This is a genomic window from uncultured Methanobrevibacter sp. (assembly GCF_902774605.1).
In the GTDB taxonomy this organism is placed as follows: domain Archaea; phylum Methanobacteriota; class Methanobacteria; order Methanobacteriales; family Methanobacteriaceae; genus Methanocatella.
In genome coordinates this window covers 14,520-34,432 of the sequence record NZ_CACYJE010000008.1, presented here as the reverse complement: position 1 = coordinate 34,432, position 19,913 = coordinate 14,520, and the positions used below count along the sequence as shown (strand labels likewise).

The 19,913-nt window shown below is 40.8% G+C and carries 16 protein-coding genes and 5 tRNA genes; 2 read left to right on the top strand and 19 right to left on the bottom strand.

What is annotated here, in order from left to right:
- Positions 1-33: 33 nt before the first annotated feature.
- The 16 genes from tuf to QZU77_RS03160 form a co-directional block, all read right to left on the bottom strand.
- Complete coding sequence (gene tuf / locus QZU77_RS03235) at positions 34-1,275, bottom strand: translation elongation factor EF-1 subunit alpha (RefSeq protein WP_295599932.1); 1,242 nt, start codon at positions 1,273-1,275, stop codon at positions 34-36.
- Between the two features lie 158 nt (positions 1,276-1,433).
- Positions 1,434-3,632 carry an elongation factor EF-2 gene (locus tag QZU77_RS03230; RefSeq protein WP_295599929.1) on the bottom strand — a complete coding sequence of 733 codons (2,199 nt, stop codon included), beginning with the start codon at positions 3,630-3,632 and terminating at the stop codon, positions 1,434-1,436.
- A gap of 35 nt (positions 3,633-3,667) precedes the next feature.
- The gene (locus QZU77_RS03225) at positions 3,668-4,228 is read right to left on the bottom strand and encodes a 30S ribosomal protein S7 (protein ID WP_116592275.1); all 561 of its coding nucleotides are present in this window, start codon (positions 4,226-4,228) and stop codon (positions 3,668-3,670) included.
- Positions 4,229-4,240: 12 nt separating this feature from the next.
- Entirely contained in the window at positions 4,241-4,666 is a 426-nt protein-coding gene (locus QZU77_RS03220) for a 30S ribosomal protein S12 (protein WP_067044341.1), read from the bottom strand.
- 336 nt (positions 4,667-5,002) lie between these two features.
- Positions 5,003-5,434, bottom strand: coding sequence for a NusA-like transcription termination signal-binding factor (locus QZU77_RS03215; protein WP_295599923.1), 432 nt, complete (start codon positions 5,432-5,434; stop codon positions 5,003-5,005).
- 6 nt (positions 5,435-5,440) lie between these two features.
- Positions 5,441-5,740 carry a 50S ribosomal protein L30e gene (locus QZU77_RS03210; RefSeq protein ID WP_295599920.1) on the bottom strand — a complete coding sequence of 100 codons (300 nt, stop codon included), beginning with the start codon at positions 5,738-5,740 and terminating at the stop codon, positions 5,441-5,443.
- An 8-nt stretch (positions 5,741-5,748) separates the two neighbouring features.
- On the bottom strand, positions 5,749-6,924 hold the full coding sequence (gene rpoA2 / locus QZU77_RS03205) for a DNA-directed RNA polymerase subunit A'' (protein ID WP_295600016.1): 1,176 nt from the start codon (positions 6,922-6,924) through the stop codon (positions 5,749-5,751).
- Positions 6,925-6,947: 23 nt separating this feature from the next.
- Positions 6,948-10,322 carry a DNA-directed RNA polymerase subunit A' gene (locus QZU77_RS03200; protein ID WP_394350521.1) on the bottom strand — a complete coding sequence of 1,125 codons (3,375 nt, stop codon included), beginning with the start codon at positions 10,320-10,322 and terminating at the stop codon, positions 6,948-6,950.
- A 95-nt stretch (positions 10,323-10,417) separates the two neighbouring features.
- A complete protein-coding gene (gene rpoB / locus QZU77_RS03195) occupies positions 10,418-12,775 on the bottom strand; it encodes a DNA-directed RNA polymerase subunit B (RefSeq protein WP_366208856.1) in 2,358 nt (785 codons plus the stop codon).
- 9 nt (positions 12,776-12,784) lie between these two features.
- Positions 12,785-14,329 (bottom strand): DNA-directed RNA polymerase subunit B'', encoded by a 1,545-nt coding sequence (locus tag QZU77_RS03190; protein WP_295599914.1) that lies wholly within the window; start codon positions 14,327-14,329, stop codon positions 12,785-12,787.
- Positions 14,330-14,576: 247 nt separating this feature from the next.
- Entirely contained in the window at positions 14,577-14,810 is a 234-nt protein-coding gene (locus tag QZU77_RS03185; RefSeq protein ID WP_295599911.1) for a DNA-directed RNA polymerase subunit H, read from the bottom strand.
- A 43-nt stretch (positions 14,811-14,853) separates the two neighbouring features.
- Positions 14,854-14,927: transfer RNA gene (locus tag QZU77_RS03180), tRNA-Lys, on the bottom strand.
- Between the two features lie 30 nt (positions 14,928-14,957).
- Positions 14,958-15,029, bottom strand: a tRNA-Asp gene (locus QZU77_RS03175).
- A gap of 122 nt (positions 15,030-15,151) precedes the next feature.
- A tRNA-Tyr gene (locus QZU77_RS03170) sits at positions 15,152-15,225 on the bottom strand.
- A 4-nt stretch (positions 15,226-15,229) separates the two neighbouring features.
- Positions 15,230-15,304 (bottom strand) — tRNA-Pro (locus QZU77_RS03165).
- A gap of 116 nt (positions 15,305-15,420) precedes the next feature.
- Positions 15,421-15,494 (bottom strand) — tRNA-Thr (locus QZU77_RS03160).
- A 114-nt stretch (positions 15,495-15,608) separates the two neighbouring features.
- Between QZU77_RS03160 and thiM the strand changes: the two genes are divergently transcribed.
- Positions 15,609-16,475, top strand: coding sequence for a hydroxyethylthiazole kinase (thiM, locus tag QZU77_RS03155; protein WP_295599908.1), 867 nt, complete (start codon positions 15,609-15,611; stop codon positions 16,473-16,475).
- Positions 16,472-17,092 (top strand): thiamine phosphate synthase, encoded by a 621-nt coding sequence (gene thiE / locus QZU77_RS03150; protein ID WP_295599905.1) that lies wholly within the window; start codon positions 16,472-16,474, stop codon positions 17,090-17,092. Before thiM ends, thiE begins: the two co-directional genes overlap by 4 nt.
- On the opposite strand, the gene QZU77_RS03145 is transcribed toward thiE, so the two are convergent.
- Genes QZU77_RS03145 through QZU77_RS03135 form a run of 3 tightly spaced genes read right to left on the bottom strand, consistent with a single transcriptional unit; the run spans position 17,089 to position 19,910 of the window.
- Positions 17,089-18,306 carry a phosphoglycerate kinase gene (locus QZU77_RS03145; protein ID WP_295599902.1) on the bottom strand — a complete coding sequence of 406 codons (1,218 nt, stop codon included), beginning with the start codon at positions 18,304-18,306 and terminating at the stop codon, positions 17,089-17,091. The two genes, thiE and QZU77_RS03145, sit on opposite strands and share 4 nt — an antisense overlap.
- A gap of 9 nt (positions 18,307-18,315) precedes the next feature.
- Complete coding sequence (gene tpiA, locus QZU77_RS03140; RefSeq protein WP_295599899.1) at positions 18,316-18,984, bottom strand: triose-phosphate isomerase; 669 nt, start codon at positions 18,982-18,984, stop codon at positions 18,316-18,318.
- Positions 18,985-19,031: 47 nt separating this feature from the next.
- On the bottom strand, positions 19,032-19,910 hold the full coding sequence (locus tag QZU77_RS03135) for a site-specific DNA-methyltransferase (protein ID WP_295599897.1): 879 nt from the start codon (positions 19,908-19,910) through the stop codon (positions 19,032-19,034).
- Between the last annotated feature and the right edge of the window lie 3 nt (positions 19,911-19,913).

The window sequence follows — 19,913 nt, the reverse complement described above, 5'->3', positions numbered from 1 at the left end:
AGAAATATTACTTTCTAATTATTGTTTACAAACTTATTTTGCTGAGGTAACTTTAAGACATAATCCTGCAGCAACGGTTTGACCCATATCCCTGATAGCGAATCTACCCATAGGAGGAATCTTTTGAGCTTCTTCCATAACCATTGGTTTGGTAGGTTTGATTTGTACGATAGCTGCGTCACCAGTTTTGAGGAAGTCAGGGGTTCCTTCTTGAGGTTGACCAGTTGCAGGGTCTAATTTAGAAGTTAATTCTAAGAAAGTACATGCAGTTTGGGAAGTGTGACAGTGGAATACAGGAGTGTATCCAACGGTGATTACACCAGGGTGTTGTAATACAACAACTTGTGCGGTGAATTCTTTAGCAACAGTAGGAGCGTCTGAAACGTGTCCAGCTACGTCACCTCTTCTGATATCGTTTTTACCTACACCTCTTACGTTGAATCCGATGTTGTCACCAGGTTCAGCGGTTTCAAATACTTCGTGGTGCATTTCGATGGATTTAACTTCTCCGGAAGCTCCAGCAGGTTCGAAGATAACGTTTTCACCTTTTTTCATGATACCGGTTTCAACTCTTCCAACAGGTACAGTTCCTACACCAGTAATGGAGTAAACGTCTTGGATAGGAATCCTTAATGGTAAGTCTACAGGTTTTTCAGGTGGGGTTAATTTGTCTAATTCAGTGATAAGTGCGTCACCTTTGTACCAAGGCATGTTTTCACTTTTCTCTTTAATGTTGTCCCCTTCGAATGCAGACATTGGGATGAATGGTACGTCAGCAGGGTTTCTACCGATGGATTTGAGTAAGGTACCAACTTCTTCTTTTACTTCGTTGAATCTGTCTTCACTGTAGTTTTCCATATCCATTTTGTTAACTGCAATGATTAATTGTTTAATACCTAAAGTCATGGATAAGAACATGTGTTCTTTGGTTTGAGGCATTACACCGTCGTTAGCAGCTACTACTAATACAGCTGCGTCAGCTTGGGATGCACCGGTGATCATGTTTTTAACGAAGTCTCTGTGTCCAGGACAGTCTACAACAGTGTAGTCGTATTTTTTGGTGGAGAATTTTTGGTGAGCTAAGTCGATGGTTACTCCTCTTTCTCTTTCTTCTCCTAATTTGTCCATAACAAACCTGAATTTGTCTTCACCTTCGTCTAATTGTTGTTCAGCGATTGCACCAGCTTTTAATAATAAGTGTCCAACTAAAGTGGATTTTCCGTGGTCAACGTGTCCAATAAATGCTAAGTTAAGATGTTCTTTTTCTTTTGCCATTATATAACCTCTTTTGTAATATTAACAAACATTATTTTATAAGCTTAAAGATAGCTTAAATTTATTATATATTTTTCAACATATAAAAAGCTAATGTTTTTCTCATGAATTTTTAATAAAAAATAAAAAATTAAAAATTTTAAATTTAAATTTTAATTTTATAAATCACCTAAGTAGTGGCTTGCAGGGAATGGTTCTGCGGATAAGCCTTTCCTTTGTCTGATTTCCCTTACAATTTGATTTTGCATTTCTCTTGGGAGTGGTTCAAATCCTGCGATTTCAGTAGACCATAAACATCTACCTTCAGCTGCGGACCTGATGTCTCCAGCGAAACCAAACATTTCAGCTACAGGCACTTTGGATTCGATCCTTGCCATGTCTCCTTCTTGACCCATGTTGACAATTTGACCTCTTCTGTTTTGGATTTCACGGGTACATGCTCCCATGTAATCGTTTGGAGTGTCAATAACTACTTTTTGCATTGGTTCGAGTAATGCAGGTTCTGCAAGCATCATGGAACCTAAGATAGCGTTCCTGATAGCAGGTAATACTTGTGCAGGTCCTCTGTGAACTGCGTCTTCGTGAAGTTTTGCATCGTGGAGTTTGAATTTTAATCCCATGGCGATTTCTTCTCCTAAAGGACCGTTTTTCAGGGTGTTTTCAAATCCTTCGAGTAACAATTCTTTTACTTCATCCAAGTATTGAATACCACGGGTCATGTTGAGGAATATGCTTCTGTTGTGTACAGCCCATACTCTTCTTGCTTCTTCTTTTTCAAGTCCAGCTTCCATGAAGTCGTTAGCTGCTTCTTTACCTTTGACTCTGCCTTCTTTGATTTTACCGTCAGCGATTGCATCGTAGAGGGAAGGTTCGATAGGTTCAACAGTGATGTAGAATCTGTTGTGTTTGTTAGGGGATTTACCTTCAACTTGTGGAGATAATTGCCTTACGGTTTCCCTGTATACAACAATAGGTTCGGATGTGGTGATGTCCACACCTTTTTCACTGATCCTGTAACCGATAACTTCTAAGTGAAGTTCTCCCATACCGGATACTAAGTGTTCACCGGTTTCCTCGTTAATATCGATTTTAACGGTAGGGTCTTCCTTACCGGTTTGTCTTAATACTTCAATGAGTTTTGGTAAGTCTTTGGTATTTTTAGCTTCTACAGCAACGGTAACAACTGGTTCTGAAATGTGTTCTAATCCTTCGAACTCCTTGATTTTGTGTTCAGGGTCACATAAGGTTTCACCAGCGATAGCTCCTTTTGCACCTGCAACGTATACGATGTTACCTGCAGGAACCTTGTCGGTGTTAACCCTTTCAGGACCGAAGTATACACCTACTTGCTGTACCCTGGATTTACCGTGGGATCCTACGAGGTATACTTCTGTACCTTTTTCGATTGCTCCACCATATACCCTACCGGTAGCGATTTCACCAGCGTGCTTGTCTACGGATACGTTGGTAACCATCACTGCTAAAGGTCCGTCAGGGGAGGTGTTGATCATACATTCACCTGCTGGGGAGTCGATGTCTCCGTCCCAGATGTTAGGTACCCTGTATTCCTGAGCTTCTTTAGGGGAAGGCAAGTGTTCTACTACCATACCTAATAATACGTCGGATAAAGGTACTTTTTGTGCTAATTCTTTTTCATTGTCAGCGTTACAGTAATCAATAATATCTTTGAAGTTGATACCGGTTTCTTGCATGGTTGGAACGTTGATAGCCCAGTTGTGGTATGCTGAACCGAATGCTACACTACCGTCAGTGAAGTCGAGTTTCCATTCTTCTTTTTTGTCTTCAGGAGCCATGTTCCTGATTAACTTGTTTGCTTCCATGAAGATTTTTAAGAATCTGTTTTGTAACTCTTCTGGTTCAAGTTTTAACTCGTTGATTAATCTGTCAACCTTGTTGATGAATAAAACTGGTTTTACGTTTTCCTTCAATGCTTGTCTGAATACGGTTTCGGTTTGTGGCATGATACCTTCTACAGCACAAACTACAACTACTGCACCGTCTACAGCCCTCATTGCACGAGTTACGTCCCCACCGAAGTCAACGTGACCTGGAGTATCGATCAAGTTGATCAGGTATTCTTTTTCTTTGTAATCGTGTACCATGGATACGTTAGCTGCATCAATAGTAATACCACGAGCTTGTTCTTGTTCGTCGAAATCTAAGAATCTTTGGTCACCTGCAAGTTCTTCGGAAATCATTCCCGCACCTGCTAAGAGGTTGTCGGATAAAGTGGTTTTACCGTGATCGATGTGAGCACAGATACCAATGTTTCTGATTTGTTCAGGTTCGTACATCAATTCTTTGATTTTTGCAATCATTTTGTCTCTTCTACTCAAAATAACCACCTAAATAACAAATATATTATATATGATTAGTGTGCTGCTTTAGCAACTCTTTCTTTCTCTTCAGCTTTTTGTAAAGCGAAACTTCTTGAATCTTCTTCAGATGCAAGGATTAATTCGTCAGCTAAACATTCAGCAACAGATTTCCTGTTTTTGAATGAAGATTGTAAAGTACCTCTGGTCAGGAAACCTAAGGATAAGTCAACCCTTCTTTGTGGAGAAATGTCAACTGCCACTTGGTAACCGATACCACCGTATTTGATACGGGTGGTTTCTTCACGAGGTGCAGTGTTTTCAACTGCAGTAACTAAAACTTGAACAGGATTCTTTTTAGTCCTTTTGTTAATGATTTCTAAAGCATCCTTAACGATATTGTAAGCCTTGTTTTTCTTACCTGAGTTGAGGTGGGTTCTCATGATCTTGTTCATTAACCTTTCAACAATTGATACTTTAGATTTTGCGAATTGTCTTTTTACGTGTCTTCCAGAAGTATGTGGAACTAAAGTCTCGTCTAAGCAGATATATTTGACTAAACCTAAGTCCTCAACTTTTACTTCATCGAGATCCCATTTATCGAATAATTTACTCATAAATATAACTCCTTATCTTACAGGTTTTTCTATTTTTCCACTTACCATTTCTGATAAAGCTACGTTGTTAACTTTGGAAACTTTCCAACGGACCCCAGGAATGTCACCCATGGATCTTCCGGATGGTCCTCCGATTCCTTCAATCATCACTTCATCGTGTTCATCGATAAATCCGATAGCTCCGTCACCTGGTGCGAAAGCAGTTAATTGTTTACCGTTCTTGATTAATTGAACACGTACACATTTACGAATAGCAGAGTTAGGTTGCTTTGCTTCTATCCCTACTTTTTCGATTACAATTCCTCTTGCTTGAGGAGCCCCTTCTAGAGGGTCAGCCTTAACGTCTAACCTTAAAGCTCTTCTTTTGTAATCTACATCTTTCCACTTAAAATTTTGTCTATTCTTTTTAAGTTTTTTTGCAGCAAAAAGTCCTGGCATAATTTATTCCTCGAATTTTTTGTTAAAAATATATCTTAGAATCCACCGCTGCGATTTATACTATAAACTAATAGTACAATCTAAATTCTGAGATACAATCAGTAATAATAATTAATTAGATAAAATGCTTTATCTAAAAGAAGATATCTTGAAATGAAATTAAAAACATTGACAAAAAGCACACATAGTCAAGTTATAAAAAAGTACAGATATCTTATGATAATTTATATACATACACCTTTATAAAGGTATTTATTTTCAGGGTCAAAAATAATAAAAAAAGAAAAATTTCAAAAAACAAATGAAAAAAATAAAATTTATAAAATAGCCCGAAAGCTATTTTAAAATTATATTGTCAATATTATGTTGTCTATCTGCTAATAGTTTAGCCCTTTCAATATTGATTCCGTTTTTACCGATAGCAATACGTTTGTTGGTATTATCTGCTGTAACAATAGCTATTTTCTCGCCAGATTGCTTTTGACTGATTTTAACTGATTGTAATTTAGCAGGAGATAAAGAATTTTTAATAAACTGTATTGGATCATCATCCAATTCGATGATTTCAACACCTTTATCAACGGCTCTTTGAACTTTAGAAACGGAACTTCCGCCCTTACCGATAGCGAGTCCCATGTCCCCGTTTTTCACAACAAAAGTAACCTTACCATGTTCATCATCGATAATGCAATCTTTTACCATTGCTCCAGTCATATTTTCGAAAAGAGCTATGTATCTAATTTCATTTGCACTAAATTTAATAGACACTTAAATCTACCTCAAATCGTCTAATATTGTAGAATCTCCTGGATCGTTTACGATTAATGTAGCAACAGTGAAAGGTTTACCACAAACAGAACCCAAATCTACACTAGTTCCATCATATACGATGAATGGAATTTCGGAAAGATTTGCATAATATTCAACATCTTCAATAATGTCTTTAGGAGCGTTTTCAGCAACAACTGCAAGTTGTCCTTTTCCTAATTTTAAAGATTGAATTGATTTTTCAGAGCCTAATGTCACATCACCAGTGTCAACAGCAACCCTGATTCCTCTATCTACGTCCATCATCTAGCCTCCTATTCTTTTTTATAATCCATTTTGACACCGACTGAACCGGTACCAAGAGGTATTGGTTGTCCAATAATAATATTTTCGATGATACCTGTTAAATCATCCACTTCTCCGCGAATACTTGCGTTAAGCAAATGTTTACCAGTTTCTTCAAAAGCTGCACGAGCTAATACACTTGATTTTTCACCACTGATACCGTGTCTACCGATGGATTTCACATGTCCCTCGGAAGTCATGATATCTGCAACCAACATGATATGTCTTACGTCTACGCTAAGACCCTGTTCGGAAAGGGTGTTTTGAGCCTCGTTAATGATTGATTGACGAGCGGCCTCAATACCTAAAACTTCACCGATTTCATGAATGTTGTTGGTAGTGGTCCTTACATGATCAATACCGTCCATGTCAAGGATTTCCTTAAGGTTTGATCCTTCAGTGTGTATAATCCATTCCTTATCATCTTTACGGATAATAACTTTACCTATTCCTTTTATACCACTGATCTGTAAGTCACGAACCTTGTCCGCTAACAAACGAAGTTCACGAATCTCGAACTTGGATTCTGACTTATCGGATTTAGCTGAAGAGATGATAAGCTCATCGCCATTGATGATTGATTTCTTGAAAGTCTTTTCAATGACGGCGTTGATTTCTTCCCTGTCAAGCCTTTTCTCCTCAATCTTTTTAGAATCCAAGACGGCTTCAACTTCCATTGTACCATAGTTCAAGTTGAAGTCCTTGAGGATATCGTTAATGGTACTCTTACCGATTTGGTTAGCTAAGGTTCTAACAAATTCCTCATCGTTACGTCTTTCCTCATCAAAATAAATATCCATTGTTGGAGTAGCAATGTCTTTTCTTGCGTCAACGATTTCAATAAGCCTTGGAAGACCTAATGTTACGTTTAACTCAGTTACCCCTGCATAGTGAAAAGTACGCATGGTCATCTGTGTACCAGGTTCACCTACAGATTGTGCAGCTACTGTTCCAACAGCCTCGCCAGCTTCAACGTGAGCTCGGTCATAGGCCTGCTTGAGTTTCCTGATAAGTTCCTTCAATTCATCATCGCTCAAGTCTTTGCCGACATAAGCTTTTGATAAATCATCAATATAACTTTCTGGAAAATCAATGTCGAGGTTTTCTTCCTCATTGAGTTGAGTAATAGTTTCCATTACCTTCATTTCAATATCATCCATAGTTACACCTACTTACCTGCCATACTTTCCATTCTTATCTCGTCGATAAGTTTATTTAAATCTGCTGGTTTACCAAAGTCGGATTTCGCAGGATCTACTCCATCTTCACCAAACATAGTTTGGATAACATTACCTTGGTTGTCAGTAACCAGTCCTGAAGGTTTAACTTGTAAATCTTGCAGCGCGTTTACGAGTCTTCTCTGCATGTAACCGGATTGTGCGGTACGGATCGCTGTATCTACAAGACCTTCCCTTCCTCCCATTGCGTGGAAGAAGAACTCGATTGGGTCAAGACCGGACTTGTAACTGGAGTGCACAAATCCTTTCGCTTTAGCCCCTAACTCACCTTTCTTGAAGTGAGGCAATGTACGGTTGAGGTATCCCCTTTCGATACGTCCACCCCTAACCGCCTGTTGTCCTACACAAGCGGTAATCTGAGTAAGGTTCAACATGGATGCCCTAGCACCTGTACGTGCCATTACTACAGAGTGGTTTTCAACAGCCATCACATGGTCATATGGGTCGTCATCTGATTGCTTACCCATGGTAAGGTAGTTTTCAGCGATGCTACCGGACATGTCCCTAGCTTCCCCGAGAACTTGCATGATCTTCATCTCTAAAGTCTCTTCGAGACTTCTGCCCGGTAAAGCCTGGAGGTATCCTTCCTCGTAGGATTCTACAAGTTTATCTACTTCAGCCATCTTTTTATCCAAGTGCTCGTTAATACGGTCCTGAGCCTCTTCAGGAATTTCCTCATCGTTCAGGGATGTGGTGATTCCTGTCTTCATGATTCCACAGATTGCAAGGTCAGTGGAACGGTCTAAGAATTCTTTAGCTCTTCCAGGACCATACTCCTTAACGATCTTATCCAAAATCTTACCTGAAAATGATCCGTAAGCGGACTCATCAATTACCCCTTGAACGAGAATACCGTCCTTGATTACAACGGTAGCGTCTTCTGCAGGGTATACCACAGGACATTTGGAAATCTCAGCACTGTATGATAAGTTTAAGTCATTAGGTAATAATAATGAGAACAGTTCCTTACCGGTCCACATTGCCCCCTCATCCTTGAATATGTAGGATGATTCTGGGTAATCCGGATCCTCTTTAAGCACCCATTGTCCTCCCTTAAGGGTTGGGAGTTTCAAGTGGGATTTCCTTATGATTTGTAAAGCTTGCTCTTCAGTGAATTCGACGCCGTCACGGGTTAAAAGGTATGCTCCACTAATGTGGTCGTGAATAGCACCGATAATTGGTCCCCCGAACCTTGGGGATAGGATGTGTTCCTGCACACGCATCAATGATTTAGCTTCTGCACGGGACTCGTCGGTCTGGAACACGTGCATGTTCATTTCGTCCCCATCGAAGTCTGCATTGTATGGAGGACATACGCAAAGGTTCAACCTGAAGGTCTTGTAAGGCAATACCCTTACCTCGTGTGCCATCATACTCATTCTGTGAAGGGATGGCTGACGGTTGAACAGTACCATGTCACCATCTTTCAAGTGCCTTTCGATGATGAAGCCCGGTTCGAGCTGTTCAAGGATCAGTTCCTTGGTTTCCTCATTGCGCACCCTGATTTTTCTTCCGTCTTTTCTGATTACGTAGTTTGCGCCAGGGTGAATGTCAGGACCGTTTTCAATGTATTTGATCATTTCATCCATGTTCCATTCGTTAACATAAACCGGCACGGTAACTTCCTTTGCAATCATTTCAGGCACACCGACCTCGTTGATTGAGATGTTTGGGTCAGGTGAGATTACTGTACGTGCGGAGAAGTTTACACGCTTACCGGATAGGTTGGAACGGAAACGTCCTTCTTTACCTTTCAACCTTTGGGTCAAGGTTTTAAGCGGTCTGCCGGACCTGTGTCTTGCAGGTGGCACTCCACTTGCCTCATTGTCAAAGTAAGTGGTAACGTGATATTGTAATAATTCCCATAAGTCCTCAACGATCAGTTGTGGGGCACCGGCTTCCATGTTTTCAAGCAGACGCTGATTGATACGCAGGATATCCACTAATTTGTGGGTTAAGTCGTCTTCTGACCTTTCCCCAGTATCCAATGTAATGGAAGGTCTTACGGTTACCGGAGGTACAGGCAATACGGTTAAAACCAGCCATTCAGGCCTTGCCACTTCAGGGTTGATTCCAAGTACGTATGAATCCTCATCACTGATTCTTTCAAGTCTTTCACGCACTTCTGAAGCGGTCAACTTGTAATCGCCTTGACGGATTGTAACAGGTTTGTCTAGGCTGATTACTTCCTGAACAAGTTTCCTGAGATAGGTTCTAACATAATTTACAGTCTCATTGTTGACTTGTCTAGCCTTGTCCTCCTCTAAACTGTCCAATATTCCATCGCCGAGAACATTAGCGTTGATTATTGAGTCATTGTATTTCTCAAATTCGGCTTCGTTATTGTCATTTTTAGAGATGTTCAGCTTCTTGAGAAGATTGTCATTGAACTCTGCCACAGCTTTCCTGTAAATTTCAAGGGAATCGTTAAGGTCCTTGCAGTCACTGATTTGAGATTTGTAACCGGAAATATTGTCATTCTTGAAAGTGTTAAATGAACTTAAATAATCCTCTTCATTTTCAGCTTCGGATTCCTCTTCAGAATCTGCGAGAGGGGACTCCAAAGTGCATAATTTTTTAAGCCTTCTAACAATCTTGTCGAGTTCCTTGTTCAACTCGATATTCCTTGCAGTGACGAAATGCCTGAAGTCGAAGATGTCCTCAATGTCCTTTTCAGCGATTTTGGACTCAATGTTGTCAAAAGTCCTGTCGATGTCTTCCATGGTGGAATTCTTTTTACAGTGAGGACAGAGATATTTGGCGTCAAGGTATTTTCTTTCAACACCTTCACCTTCAGCAACATAAGCTTCAGTGAAAAGTTCTCTTGAAATCGCCATTAAGCTGGCTCTGATTTCATCATACTCCATGTCATCAATATCCTTAAGGAAATATTCGGACATGACCTTCTTGACGATATCTTCCTGCTTATCCTCTTTCATGCCAATTCCTTTAATGTCGTCCATGAACTTTTTAAGGATATCTGAAATGTTTTCCTTGTTTTGCTTGGCTTCAGTGATCTTTTCCCTGTATTCCTCAATTTTTTCCTGGTCCAAAAGAATGCGACCGCACTCGTTACAGGTTGCGCGTAAGATCTTATGGATGACATCACCAAAACCGATGTGAATAACAGGCCTTGCAAGTTCAATGCTACCGAAATGCCCTTGGCACTCTCCGCCTCTAAATCCGCAGGTTCTGCAGATAAGACTTGGGTCAATAACACCTAAACGAAGATCCATCAAACCTTTATCAATAGGGAAACCATCATCCTCGTAGGTGTCCGGAGTTTCAACAGTCACAACAGACATGGCACGAATATCATCAGGAGACATTAGTCCAAAGTTAATTTTTTCAATTTTTTTAATAAATCCTTTCAATGTATTGGCTCCTTTAATAACTGTAATTATGCTTTGTCTCCTAATTCTAATTTAGGGAAAATACATAAACTCTTAAGTTCGTCTAATAATAATTTAAATGCGTATGAAATTTCCACTGGGTAAGTTTCAACGTCTCCACATATCGGACAGTATTTCTTGTTCTTGTTCTTATCGAATACCGCCAACATACCACAGTTATCACAAACAATCGCTTGATACTTATCTGATTCATCAAGAAGTCTTTCTTTTAAGGTCAATGCTGCACCGTGTGCAATGAGACAATCCCTTTCCATTTCTCCAAACCTTAAACCACCTTCACGAGCCCTACCTTCTGTAGGCTGACGTGTAAGCACTTGCACTGGACCTCTTGAACGAGCGTAAACCTTATCAGTGGTCATGTGATGTAATTTCTGGTAATATGCAACACCTACGAAAATCTCGGCGTCGATTCTTTCACCGGTTACACCGCTGTATAGGGATTCACATCCTGCAGATTCAAATCCGTTGTTGATGAGCTGCTGCTTGATTTCATCTTCAAGAGTCTGGTTGAACGGGGTTGCGTCAACACGTTCACCTTCAAGACAACCTGCCTTACCAGCAACCATCTCCAATACCTGTCCGATGGACATCCTGGATGGAATCGCGTGAGGGTTAACTATCAAATCAGGCACAACACCGAATTCTGTGAACGGTACGTCTTCAGGGGACAATATTAAACCGACAACCCCTTTCTGACCGTGTCTTGATGCGAACTTGTCACCAAATTCGGGTTGCCTGGTGTCCCTTACCCTGATTTTAGCAAGTCTTGAACCTTCAACTGTTTCGGATAACAATACCGCATCGACAATACCTTTTTCACCGTGCCTTACAGTAACGGAAGTTTCCCTTCTCTTATCTGCAACAGTGCCGAAACCTGTCTCTTCAAGGAATCTTGGAGGTGAAGTCTTACCGATGAGCACATCACCTGATTCCACATAGGATTCAGGGTTGACTACACCGTCCTCATCAAGGTTTCTGTATGCCTCTTCTGAGCGGTATCCCTTAATGTTCTTGTCAGGGACCTCGAACTTGTCCACTTGACCACCGGCGTATCTTTTCTCGGAGGTGTCGTATGCCCTGAAGAATGAAGACCTAGCTAATCCCCTTTCAAGGGAACCCTTGTTGATTACCATTGCGTCTTCCATGTTGTACCCTTCATAGGACATCAATGCCACAACGAAGTTCTGACCGGATGGCCTTAAGTCATAATTGGTTGAATCGATGATACGTGTTTTAACAATAGGAGTTTGAGGGTGATGCAATAGGTGAGCCCTTGTATCGGTACGTAATGCATAGTTAGATACATATAATCCTAATGCCTGCTTTGTCATACCCGCTTCCATGGTGTTCCTTGGAGATGAGTTGTGATCGGAGAATGGAATAATACCTGCACAGATACCGAGCATTGTAGCAGGGTCGATTTCCAGGTGAGTGTGGTCTTCATTCAAATCAGCCAGATTCATTGCAATATAGGAGTTTTCCTCTTCTTCAGCATCCAAATATTCGATAAGTCCGCCGTCGATTAAATCATCCCATTTCAATTTGCCGTTAGCGATTTTATTTAAATGTTCATCTTTTAAGAGAGGAGCACCATTTTCAACAATGATTAATGGTCTTCTTGCTCTTCCAGGATCATTGAATATGTATATCTCATCATTATCCTCATAGTATGTGATATTCATTTCATGTGAGATTCCGCCGCTTCTTCTTTTTTCCCTCATTTCCCTTGTGAAATTAACAGGGTCGTCGCAGTATCCCTTAAGTTCACCGTTGAGATAGATTTTGGTTTTGTTTGGTTTCGGTTGGATTGGCGGAGCAGGAACAACTGGTTCTTCCTCTTCGATTTCCACTATTTCAATCTCACCGTCCTCATCATCAACGGCTTCAATCTCACCTATATCTTCCTCATCAATAGCTTCAATTTCACCTACATCTTCAAGGTCATCCTCTTCAACAGATGCAATTTCGGAAGCATCATCCAATTCATCATCATCTACAACAGGTTCAATTTCGGTTGCTTCTTCCAGTTCATCATCAACCGGCTCTAGACCGCCTTCAAAGATGTCTTCAGGGAAATTTTCTGTGTAATGTTCCCAACTTTTTCTTGGTTCATCCTTAGCGAAATCAGCTGAGAATTCAGAATCGGCCTTTTTCTCATCATCATTCTTGAAGAATGCTTCAATGTCATCAGCATAACCGTTTATTTTAGCTGCTAAAGATTCATCATTAGGCAAGCTTTTCAATAAATTCGCGTGTTCCATTACTTCATCATAGGAAACTACTTCATTAAAACCAAAATAGTAATAAGCTCTTTTCAATTTTGCATTAATTTTCTTAGCCAACATCTCACCTCCTTAAATCAACTCAACATCCATGTTTTCAATAACGTCAATAATTTCCTGTTCGTCTGAACCTTCTGAAATATTACACAATAAAGCTAGGTTCTTTACCAATCCACAGTTTGGTCCTTCCGGAGTTTCGTTAGGACATATTTTACCGAATTGGGTTGGGTGCAAATCTCTTGCTTCAAAGTGAGGTTGACTTCTTGTTAATGGAGATACGACACGTCTTAAGTGAGAAAGTGTACCCATGTAACTGGTACGGTCCAGCAATTGGCTTACACCTGCTCTTCCACCAACCCAGTTACCTGTCGCAATTGCGTGCTTGATGTTTTCGGTTAAAACATCACTACGAACTGCCTGCTTAATGGATAATTCCTTACCACGGGACAAGCTTCTTTCAAGCTGATAGCTCATATCCCTTGTCAGGTTTGTGAAAGCCACTCTGAACAAGTCTTCCATTAAGTCTCCAGATACTCTGAGTCTTTTGTTAGTGTAGTGGTCCTTGTCGTGAGGTTCTCTTTTCTGTTCAATGACTTCAAGTAACATTTCAGTCATTTCTGCTAAATAAATCGCTTTATCATAACATCTGTCTTCATCAGTACCCATATGAGGCAATAGGTAACGATTTACGACATCCTTAGCACGTTTGAAACGATATTCGTTAGGCATGTTCTTAGCTACACGATTACCGATGTATTTTATAGCAGCTTCCTGCAAGTACACTCTCCTTTCATCCAAAGTCATTCCATCCATTTCGCTTTGATCCAATTTCAATGATTCAGCTGAAACCTGCAGGTCGTCTGCAACCATCATCTGGAAATTATTATCATCAGAAATGGCAGTAATGATGTCTTGGTCTGTAGACAATCCAAGAGCCCTTAACAGGATAACTAATGGTATTTCCCCAGGAAGGTATGGGAATGAAATCCTTAAGAACACACCGTTTTTACGTGGCTTCTTATATTCCAAGGTGATCCTTGCCCTGAAACCACTTTTGATTGAAGTTACGACTGCTTTTGCATGTCTTTCTTCAGGTTCTCCTAAACGTTCAAGGATGATTTTGTTTGGAGCAATCTCTTCCATTGTCACAACAGCCCTTTCAGAACCGTTTACAATGAAGTATCCTCCTAAGTCTTGAGGGTCCTCATGCTTTTCAATCAATTCTTCAGCGCTTAAACCGTTGAGATGGCAGATGTCGGATTTGAGCATAACCGGCAGCTCACCGATGTAGACTTCTTCCAATTCATTATCTTCTCCTTCTTCATTTAAGGCCATTTCAAGGTACATGTCTGCAGAATAATTTAAATTTCTAAGTCTTGCTTCAGTAGGATCGATTTCACTACGTGAACCGTCTGCTTCCTTATTTGAAGGTTTTTCAATACGTACTTTACCAGTTTTTAAAGTGTATTTACCATCATCCAAGGTGATAGGTTCTGTAATATCAATGATATTTTGAATCCTATTGTTCACGAAATCATTGTATGATTTGATATGGTGATCCACTAAATCATATTTGTCAAAAAATGCATCAACTAATTTCCAATTATTCACTGTCATGGATATCCTCCAGCATTACGTAACGCAATAAAAATAATTAACTAAATAAAAATAAAACATAGCTAGGGCTAAGCCTAACAATTACCAATTCATTTAATCATTATTCTTAATTTACTCATAACTATCTCCATTAAGATAATTCCTCTCAAACTAAGTTCAATTTATTATATGAATTTCTTAAAAAACAAAAAAATACAGAAATTATACTATTATAAATTTCACACATCTAAAATTATATTAAAAACGATTAATCTTCCACAATCCTATAAGTCACAAATACCCCAGCAGTTTGACTTTCACGAGTTATTCTTAAAACGTTTCCAGGTTCTGCACCTATAGTTTTGACGACTGGATCAGTAGATTTTATTTTAGGAAGGTCTTTAATGTCATAATCAACTTCACTAAATTCATCAGAAATCTCTTCTTCAGTCATGATTTCATGCTTTGGTACGAGCATATGGTCTTGAATATCAATTTTCAAATTTTTTCCTCCAGATAGAAAAGTTAAAATATAAAATTAGAAACAGGCCTGACGGGAATTGAACCCGCGGCCGCCTGGTTAAAAGCCAGGCGCTCTGCCAGACTGAGCTACAGGCCTACATGAATTATATACCATTTAAGTAATGAGCGCCCTGGCCGGGATTTGAACCCGAGTCGCGGGCTCGACAGGCCCACATGATAGCCCCTACACCACCAGGGCTTACGACCTAAACAGTAAGTAATACACTATTTAATTAATATAATTTTTATCATATATAAAGGTTATGGAAATTCATACTAATTTCACAAATTTACATATGATTTCAAACAATTAAGTTGAAATCCCGCCTGCCGGACTTGAACCAGCAACATTTGGATCTACAGTCCAACGCTCTGCCAAATTGAGCTAAGGCGGGACAATGGGTCCGCCCGGATTTGAACCGGAGTCTCAGGCTCCCAAAGCCCAAAGGATCGACCAAGCTACCCTACGGACCCACACACAATAATGTATGCAGATAACATACTAATAATAATATACATTTACAAGTATATAAATGTTTCTATAATCTTAACATAATATGCAAAAATTTATAGCAACACTATAAATTAAAAGCCCCGGACGGGAATTGAACCCGCGACCACGAGATTACAAGTCTCGCGCTCTACCAGACTGAGCCACCGAGGCACAATGTTAAATTTATAGAACAATAATAAGTATATTAAAACTTATTTATATACTTTACTATAAATCACTTGATATTATTAAAATTTAAATAATAATAAAATTATATTAACAATCATGACAGATAAAGAAACCGATTTACTAAATCGCATCGACGAAACCTTAAATGATATTCGAGAAAAAAATGCATTAACCCACTGCATAACCAATTCCGTGACAATAAACGACTGTGCAAATGCAGTCCTGGCAATCGGAGGATCACCATTCATGGCAGAAGACGCAGAAGAACTAGAAGAAGTAGTGACAATAGCAGATGTTTTAGTAATCAATATCGGAAAATTAAGCAAAAACCAAATTGAATCAATGCACATCAGCTCAAAAACAGCAAACGAAACCAACACCCCAATAATCCTTGACCCCGTGGGAGTTGGAGTTACCGAACTTAGAAACAAAACAACAATGGACCTCATTGAAAACTACAATATCACAGCAATCAGAGGAAACATCAGTGAAATCAAGGCAATTGCAAAACTTTTCGGAGTTCTAGATGAAAGCAACACCGCAAAAGGCGTTGACGTTAATGCCGATGACATAATAACCGAGGAAAACCTGCAGGCAAACGGCGAACTGATCAGCACACTGGCACGCAAACTGGATACAGTAATCCTTGCAAGCGGCCCAATAGACATACTGACCGATGGAAAAACAACCGTTGCAATAGACAACGGTGACGACATGATGCCACTAATAACCGGAAGCGGATGCATGCTGTCATCCATCGTTGGAAGCTGCATTGGAGGATCAAATCCCTTTGACGGAACACTTGTTGCAATTCTTGCAATGAACATTGCAGGAGAAAGGGCAAGGGCAAAAGTGGATGAAAGGGATGAGGGAACCGGTTCATTCAGAGGATACCTTATCGATTACCTCTACAAGACAGACAGCGAAACTTTAATCAACGAATCAAACATCAAGATAATATGAATAAACTAGACCTATCATTATATCTCGTTACAGATAAAAGCGATGATGTGGAGAAATTCCTGAAAACCATTGAGGAAGCCATACAAGGCGGAGTTAGCGTAGTTCAGATACGTGAAAAGACCGCAGACACATTAGACTTCTATAATCTCGCACTAAAAGTGAAGGAGATAACAACCAGGTACAATGTCCCATTAATAATCAACGACCGTGTCGATGTGGCTTTGGCAATAGATGCGGACGGAGTCCATGTTGGCCAATCCGACATGCCATGCGACGTTACAAGAAAACTGGTCGGAGACGATAAAATCGTGGGAGTTTCAGCAGCAACCATTGAGGAAGCTCAAAAAGCTGAAAGGGACGGTGCCGACTACATAGGTACCGGAGCGGTTTTCCCAACCTCCACTAAGGATGATGCTCCAAGCATTACAAAAAAAGAATTAAAAGAAGTTGTGGATTCCATTGACATACCAGTCGTAGCTATTGGGGGAATTACCTTGGACAATGCAAGCGAGTTGACCAATACTGGAATCGCAGGATTATCTGTTGTCAGCGCAATCATGAGCTCAGATAATCCAAAAGAATCTTCAAAAAAGCTATTAAAAATATTTAATAGCTAATTTTTACTATTTTTTAAAGCCTCAACAGCAGCCAAGTCTTTGCTTGCAAGCATGCTGATACATGCGCCTCCGCCACTGCTTAAATGGCTCATTTGATCTTCAAGACCAAGACCTGCAGTAGCCGCTGCAATGTGGCCTCCGCCTATGAGTGAAAATCCTTCGGACTTGGCTATAGCATTGATCAAATCCTCTGTGCCCATTGCGAATTTAGGGTCTTCGAACACTCCTGCAGGGCCGTTTGCAAATATTGCCTTTGCATCCCTGATTTCTTTAGCATAGTAGTTGATTGTTTTAACTCCAATGTCAAAGATTGCCTCATTCGGAATTTCAGTGTAATCAATGTCCACACGTTCACCGTCGATTTCACAAGCAACGTCAATCGGGTATTTCACCTTATCCCCAAACCTTTCAATCAGGTCTTTTGCCTTATCCACCATGGACTCGTAGCCCCTGCTTGCTATGAAGTTCCTGTTGACTTCTCCGATGTCTGCGCCGGATGCCCACAGCACAATGTTTCCTACAATACCTGTTGTCAAGATTGAATCAGCTGTGCCGTTGCTTAAAACGTTTTCCATAACATCGATTGAATCGTCAGGCTTCATTCCACCTAGGAGGAATACGCATGGGTGTTCCACATTGTCAAGCGCATTCTGGATAACGGTCAGTTCCTTTTCCATCACCCTTCCCGCTGCGGAAGGAGTGTTGACGGTGAATCCGACCAGTGACGCCTGTGAACGGTGGGCCGCTGCGAAAGCATCGTTTATATAGTAATCGATTAATGGGGACAATTCCCTTACAAGGATTGTCTTTGATTGCTCCAATGGAGTTCTTGATAGTGTCTCCTCTGAGAAGAACCTTACGTTTTCAAGAAGGAGTATCTCATGAGGCTTTAATGATTTGATAGCTTCTTTTGCGGAAGCTGAGAATAATGAGTCAATGTATTTCACCCTTAGGTTGAGAATATCGGACAATGCTTCGGCGTGCTGTTCCAATGTTGTGAAATCCTTTTTGCCGGGACGGGATTGGTGTGCCAGAAGCACTACCTTGGCGCCCTTGTTTGACAATTCCTTTATTGTTTGGGCATGCAGCTTCAGCCTTGTATCGTCCAGGATTATTCCAGACCCGGGGTCAACTGGTGAGTTAACGTCGATTCTTACAAGAACTGTCTTATCTTCAATGTCAAAATCATCAATAGTGTTAAATTCCTTAGCCATTTTCTCACTCTATAATTTACTTACTAAATCAAGCAAGGCATCTTTTGGACTTTCGGCCTTGATTATGCCTGATGCGAGCAACACTCCATCTGCCCCGAGGTCCATAGCTGCCTTCATGTCGTCGCCTGTGGTTATTCCTGCACCGCATAAAACCTTGATGTCACTGTTTATTGCCTTAACTTCACTGACTGTGTCCTCTACGACTTCAGGTTGTGCCTGTGATACTGGTATTCCTGTTCCTATGAGTTCAGGCGGTTCGACTGCCACTGCGGTTGGGGCAAGTGTAGCCACTGCCTTTGAAGTTTCTATGTTGTTGGTGCATACGCATGATTCAATGTCATTGGCCTTGCACATCTTCACGACCTCATCGATATCTGCGAGCTTCATCCTTTGCTCTGAGTGGTTGATGAGTGATCCGCTCACTCCCGCCTCGATCAGGGTGTCAATCAGGTTTGAGCCTGTGTGGCCTCCCGGAGTGATTGGGTCGATGTGCTGTGCAAAAATAGGCAGGGAAGCCTCTTGGCTTATCCTGTAAATGTCCGCTGCCTGTGGAGCTGCAACCATTGTGATTCCAGATTCGCTGGCGGCGCTTTCTAAGTCATGTGCAAGCTTCAAAGCGTTTGCACCACTTGATTCTAAATAAGTTTTATAATTTAATATTACTATTGGACTGTCCATAATTAATCCCACAATAACCTTTTAATATTAATATTTATTTAACACTATTAAATAAATTTTTGATTGGAAATCCTTTTTTCGGCAAGTTCAATGTATTCCTTTTTTATGTCATATCCTATGTATTTTCGGTTGTTCTGGATTGCCGCCAGGCATGTGGTTCCGCTGCCAACAAAAGGGTCCAAAACAACATCCCCCTCATAGCTGTAGAGCTTGATGAGCCTGTGAGGCAGCTCCACTGGAAAGGGTGCCGGGTGGCCAATCTTTTTGGCGTTGACAGCTGGGAATGTCCATATGCTTTTTGTCCATTGTATGAACTCGTCATGCTCGATTGTGTCGCGCTTTTCCTGTTTCTTGTCCTTGGAGTATGATTCCTTTGAAAATATCAGTATGTACTCGTGGAAGTCCCTCAGCACAGGGTTTGAGGCGGACATCCAGCTTCCCCATGCGCATGAGCCTCCGGCGCTTGCCGACTTGTCCCATATTACCTCCCCCCTCATCAGGTATCCCAAGTCAAGCATTATCTCAATTACCATTGCATGCAGTGGAATGTAGGGTTTTCTGCCGATGTTTGCGATGTTTATGCATGCCCTGCCTCCTGTGACGAGCTTGCGGTAGGTTTGGCCGAACACCCTTGTCAGGAGGTCAAGGTATTCGTCCAGCGTCAGGTCGCTGTCGTATTCCTTTCCCACATTGTAGGGCGGGGAGGTTATCATCAGGTGAACGCTGTTGTCCGGAATCTCGTCCATGGATTCGCTGGACTTGCAGTATAGCCTATTGAGGTCTTTCTCGTCAATGTCTGTGTGCCTATACTGGATGTTTTCGGGTATCTGAAAGTCCCTGAACAGTTTTGAGCTGTAGAATTTTTTTGAACTGTGGGATTCCCTCACTATTGAGCCAAAGTTTGTTGTCTGGGTTTTTCTTGCCAATTG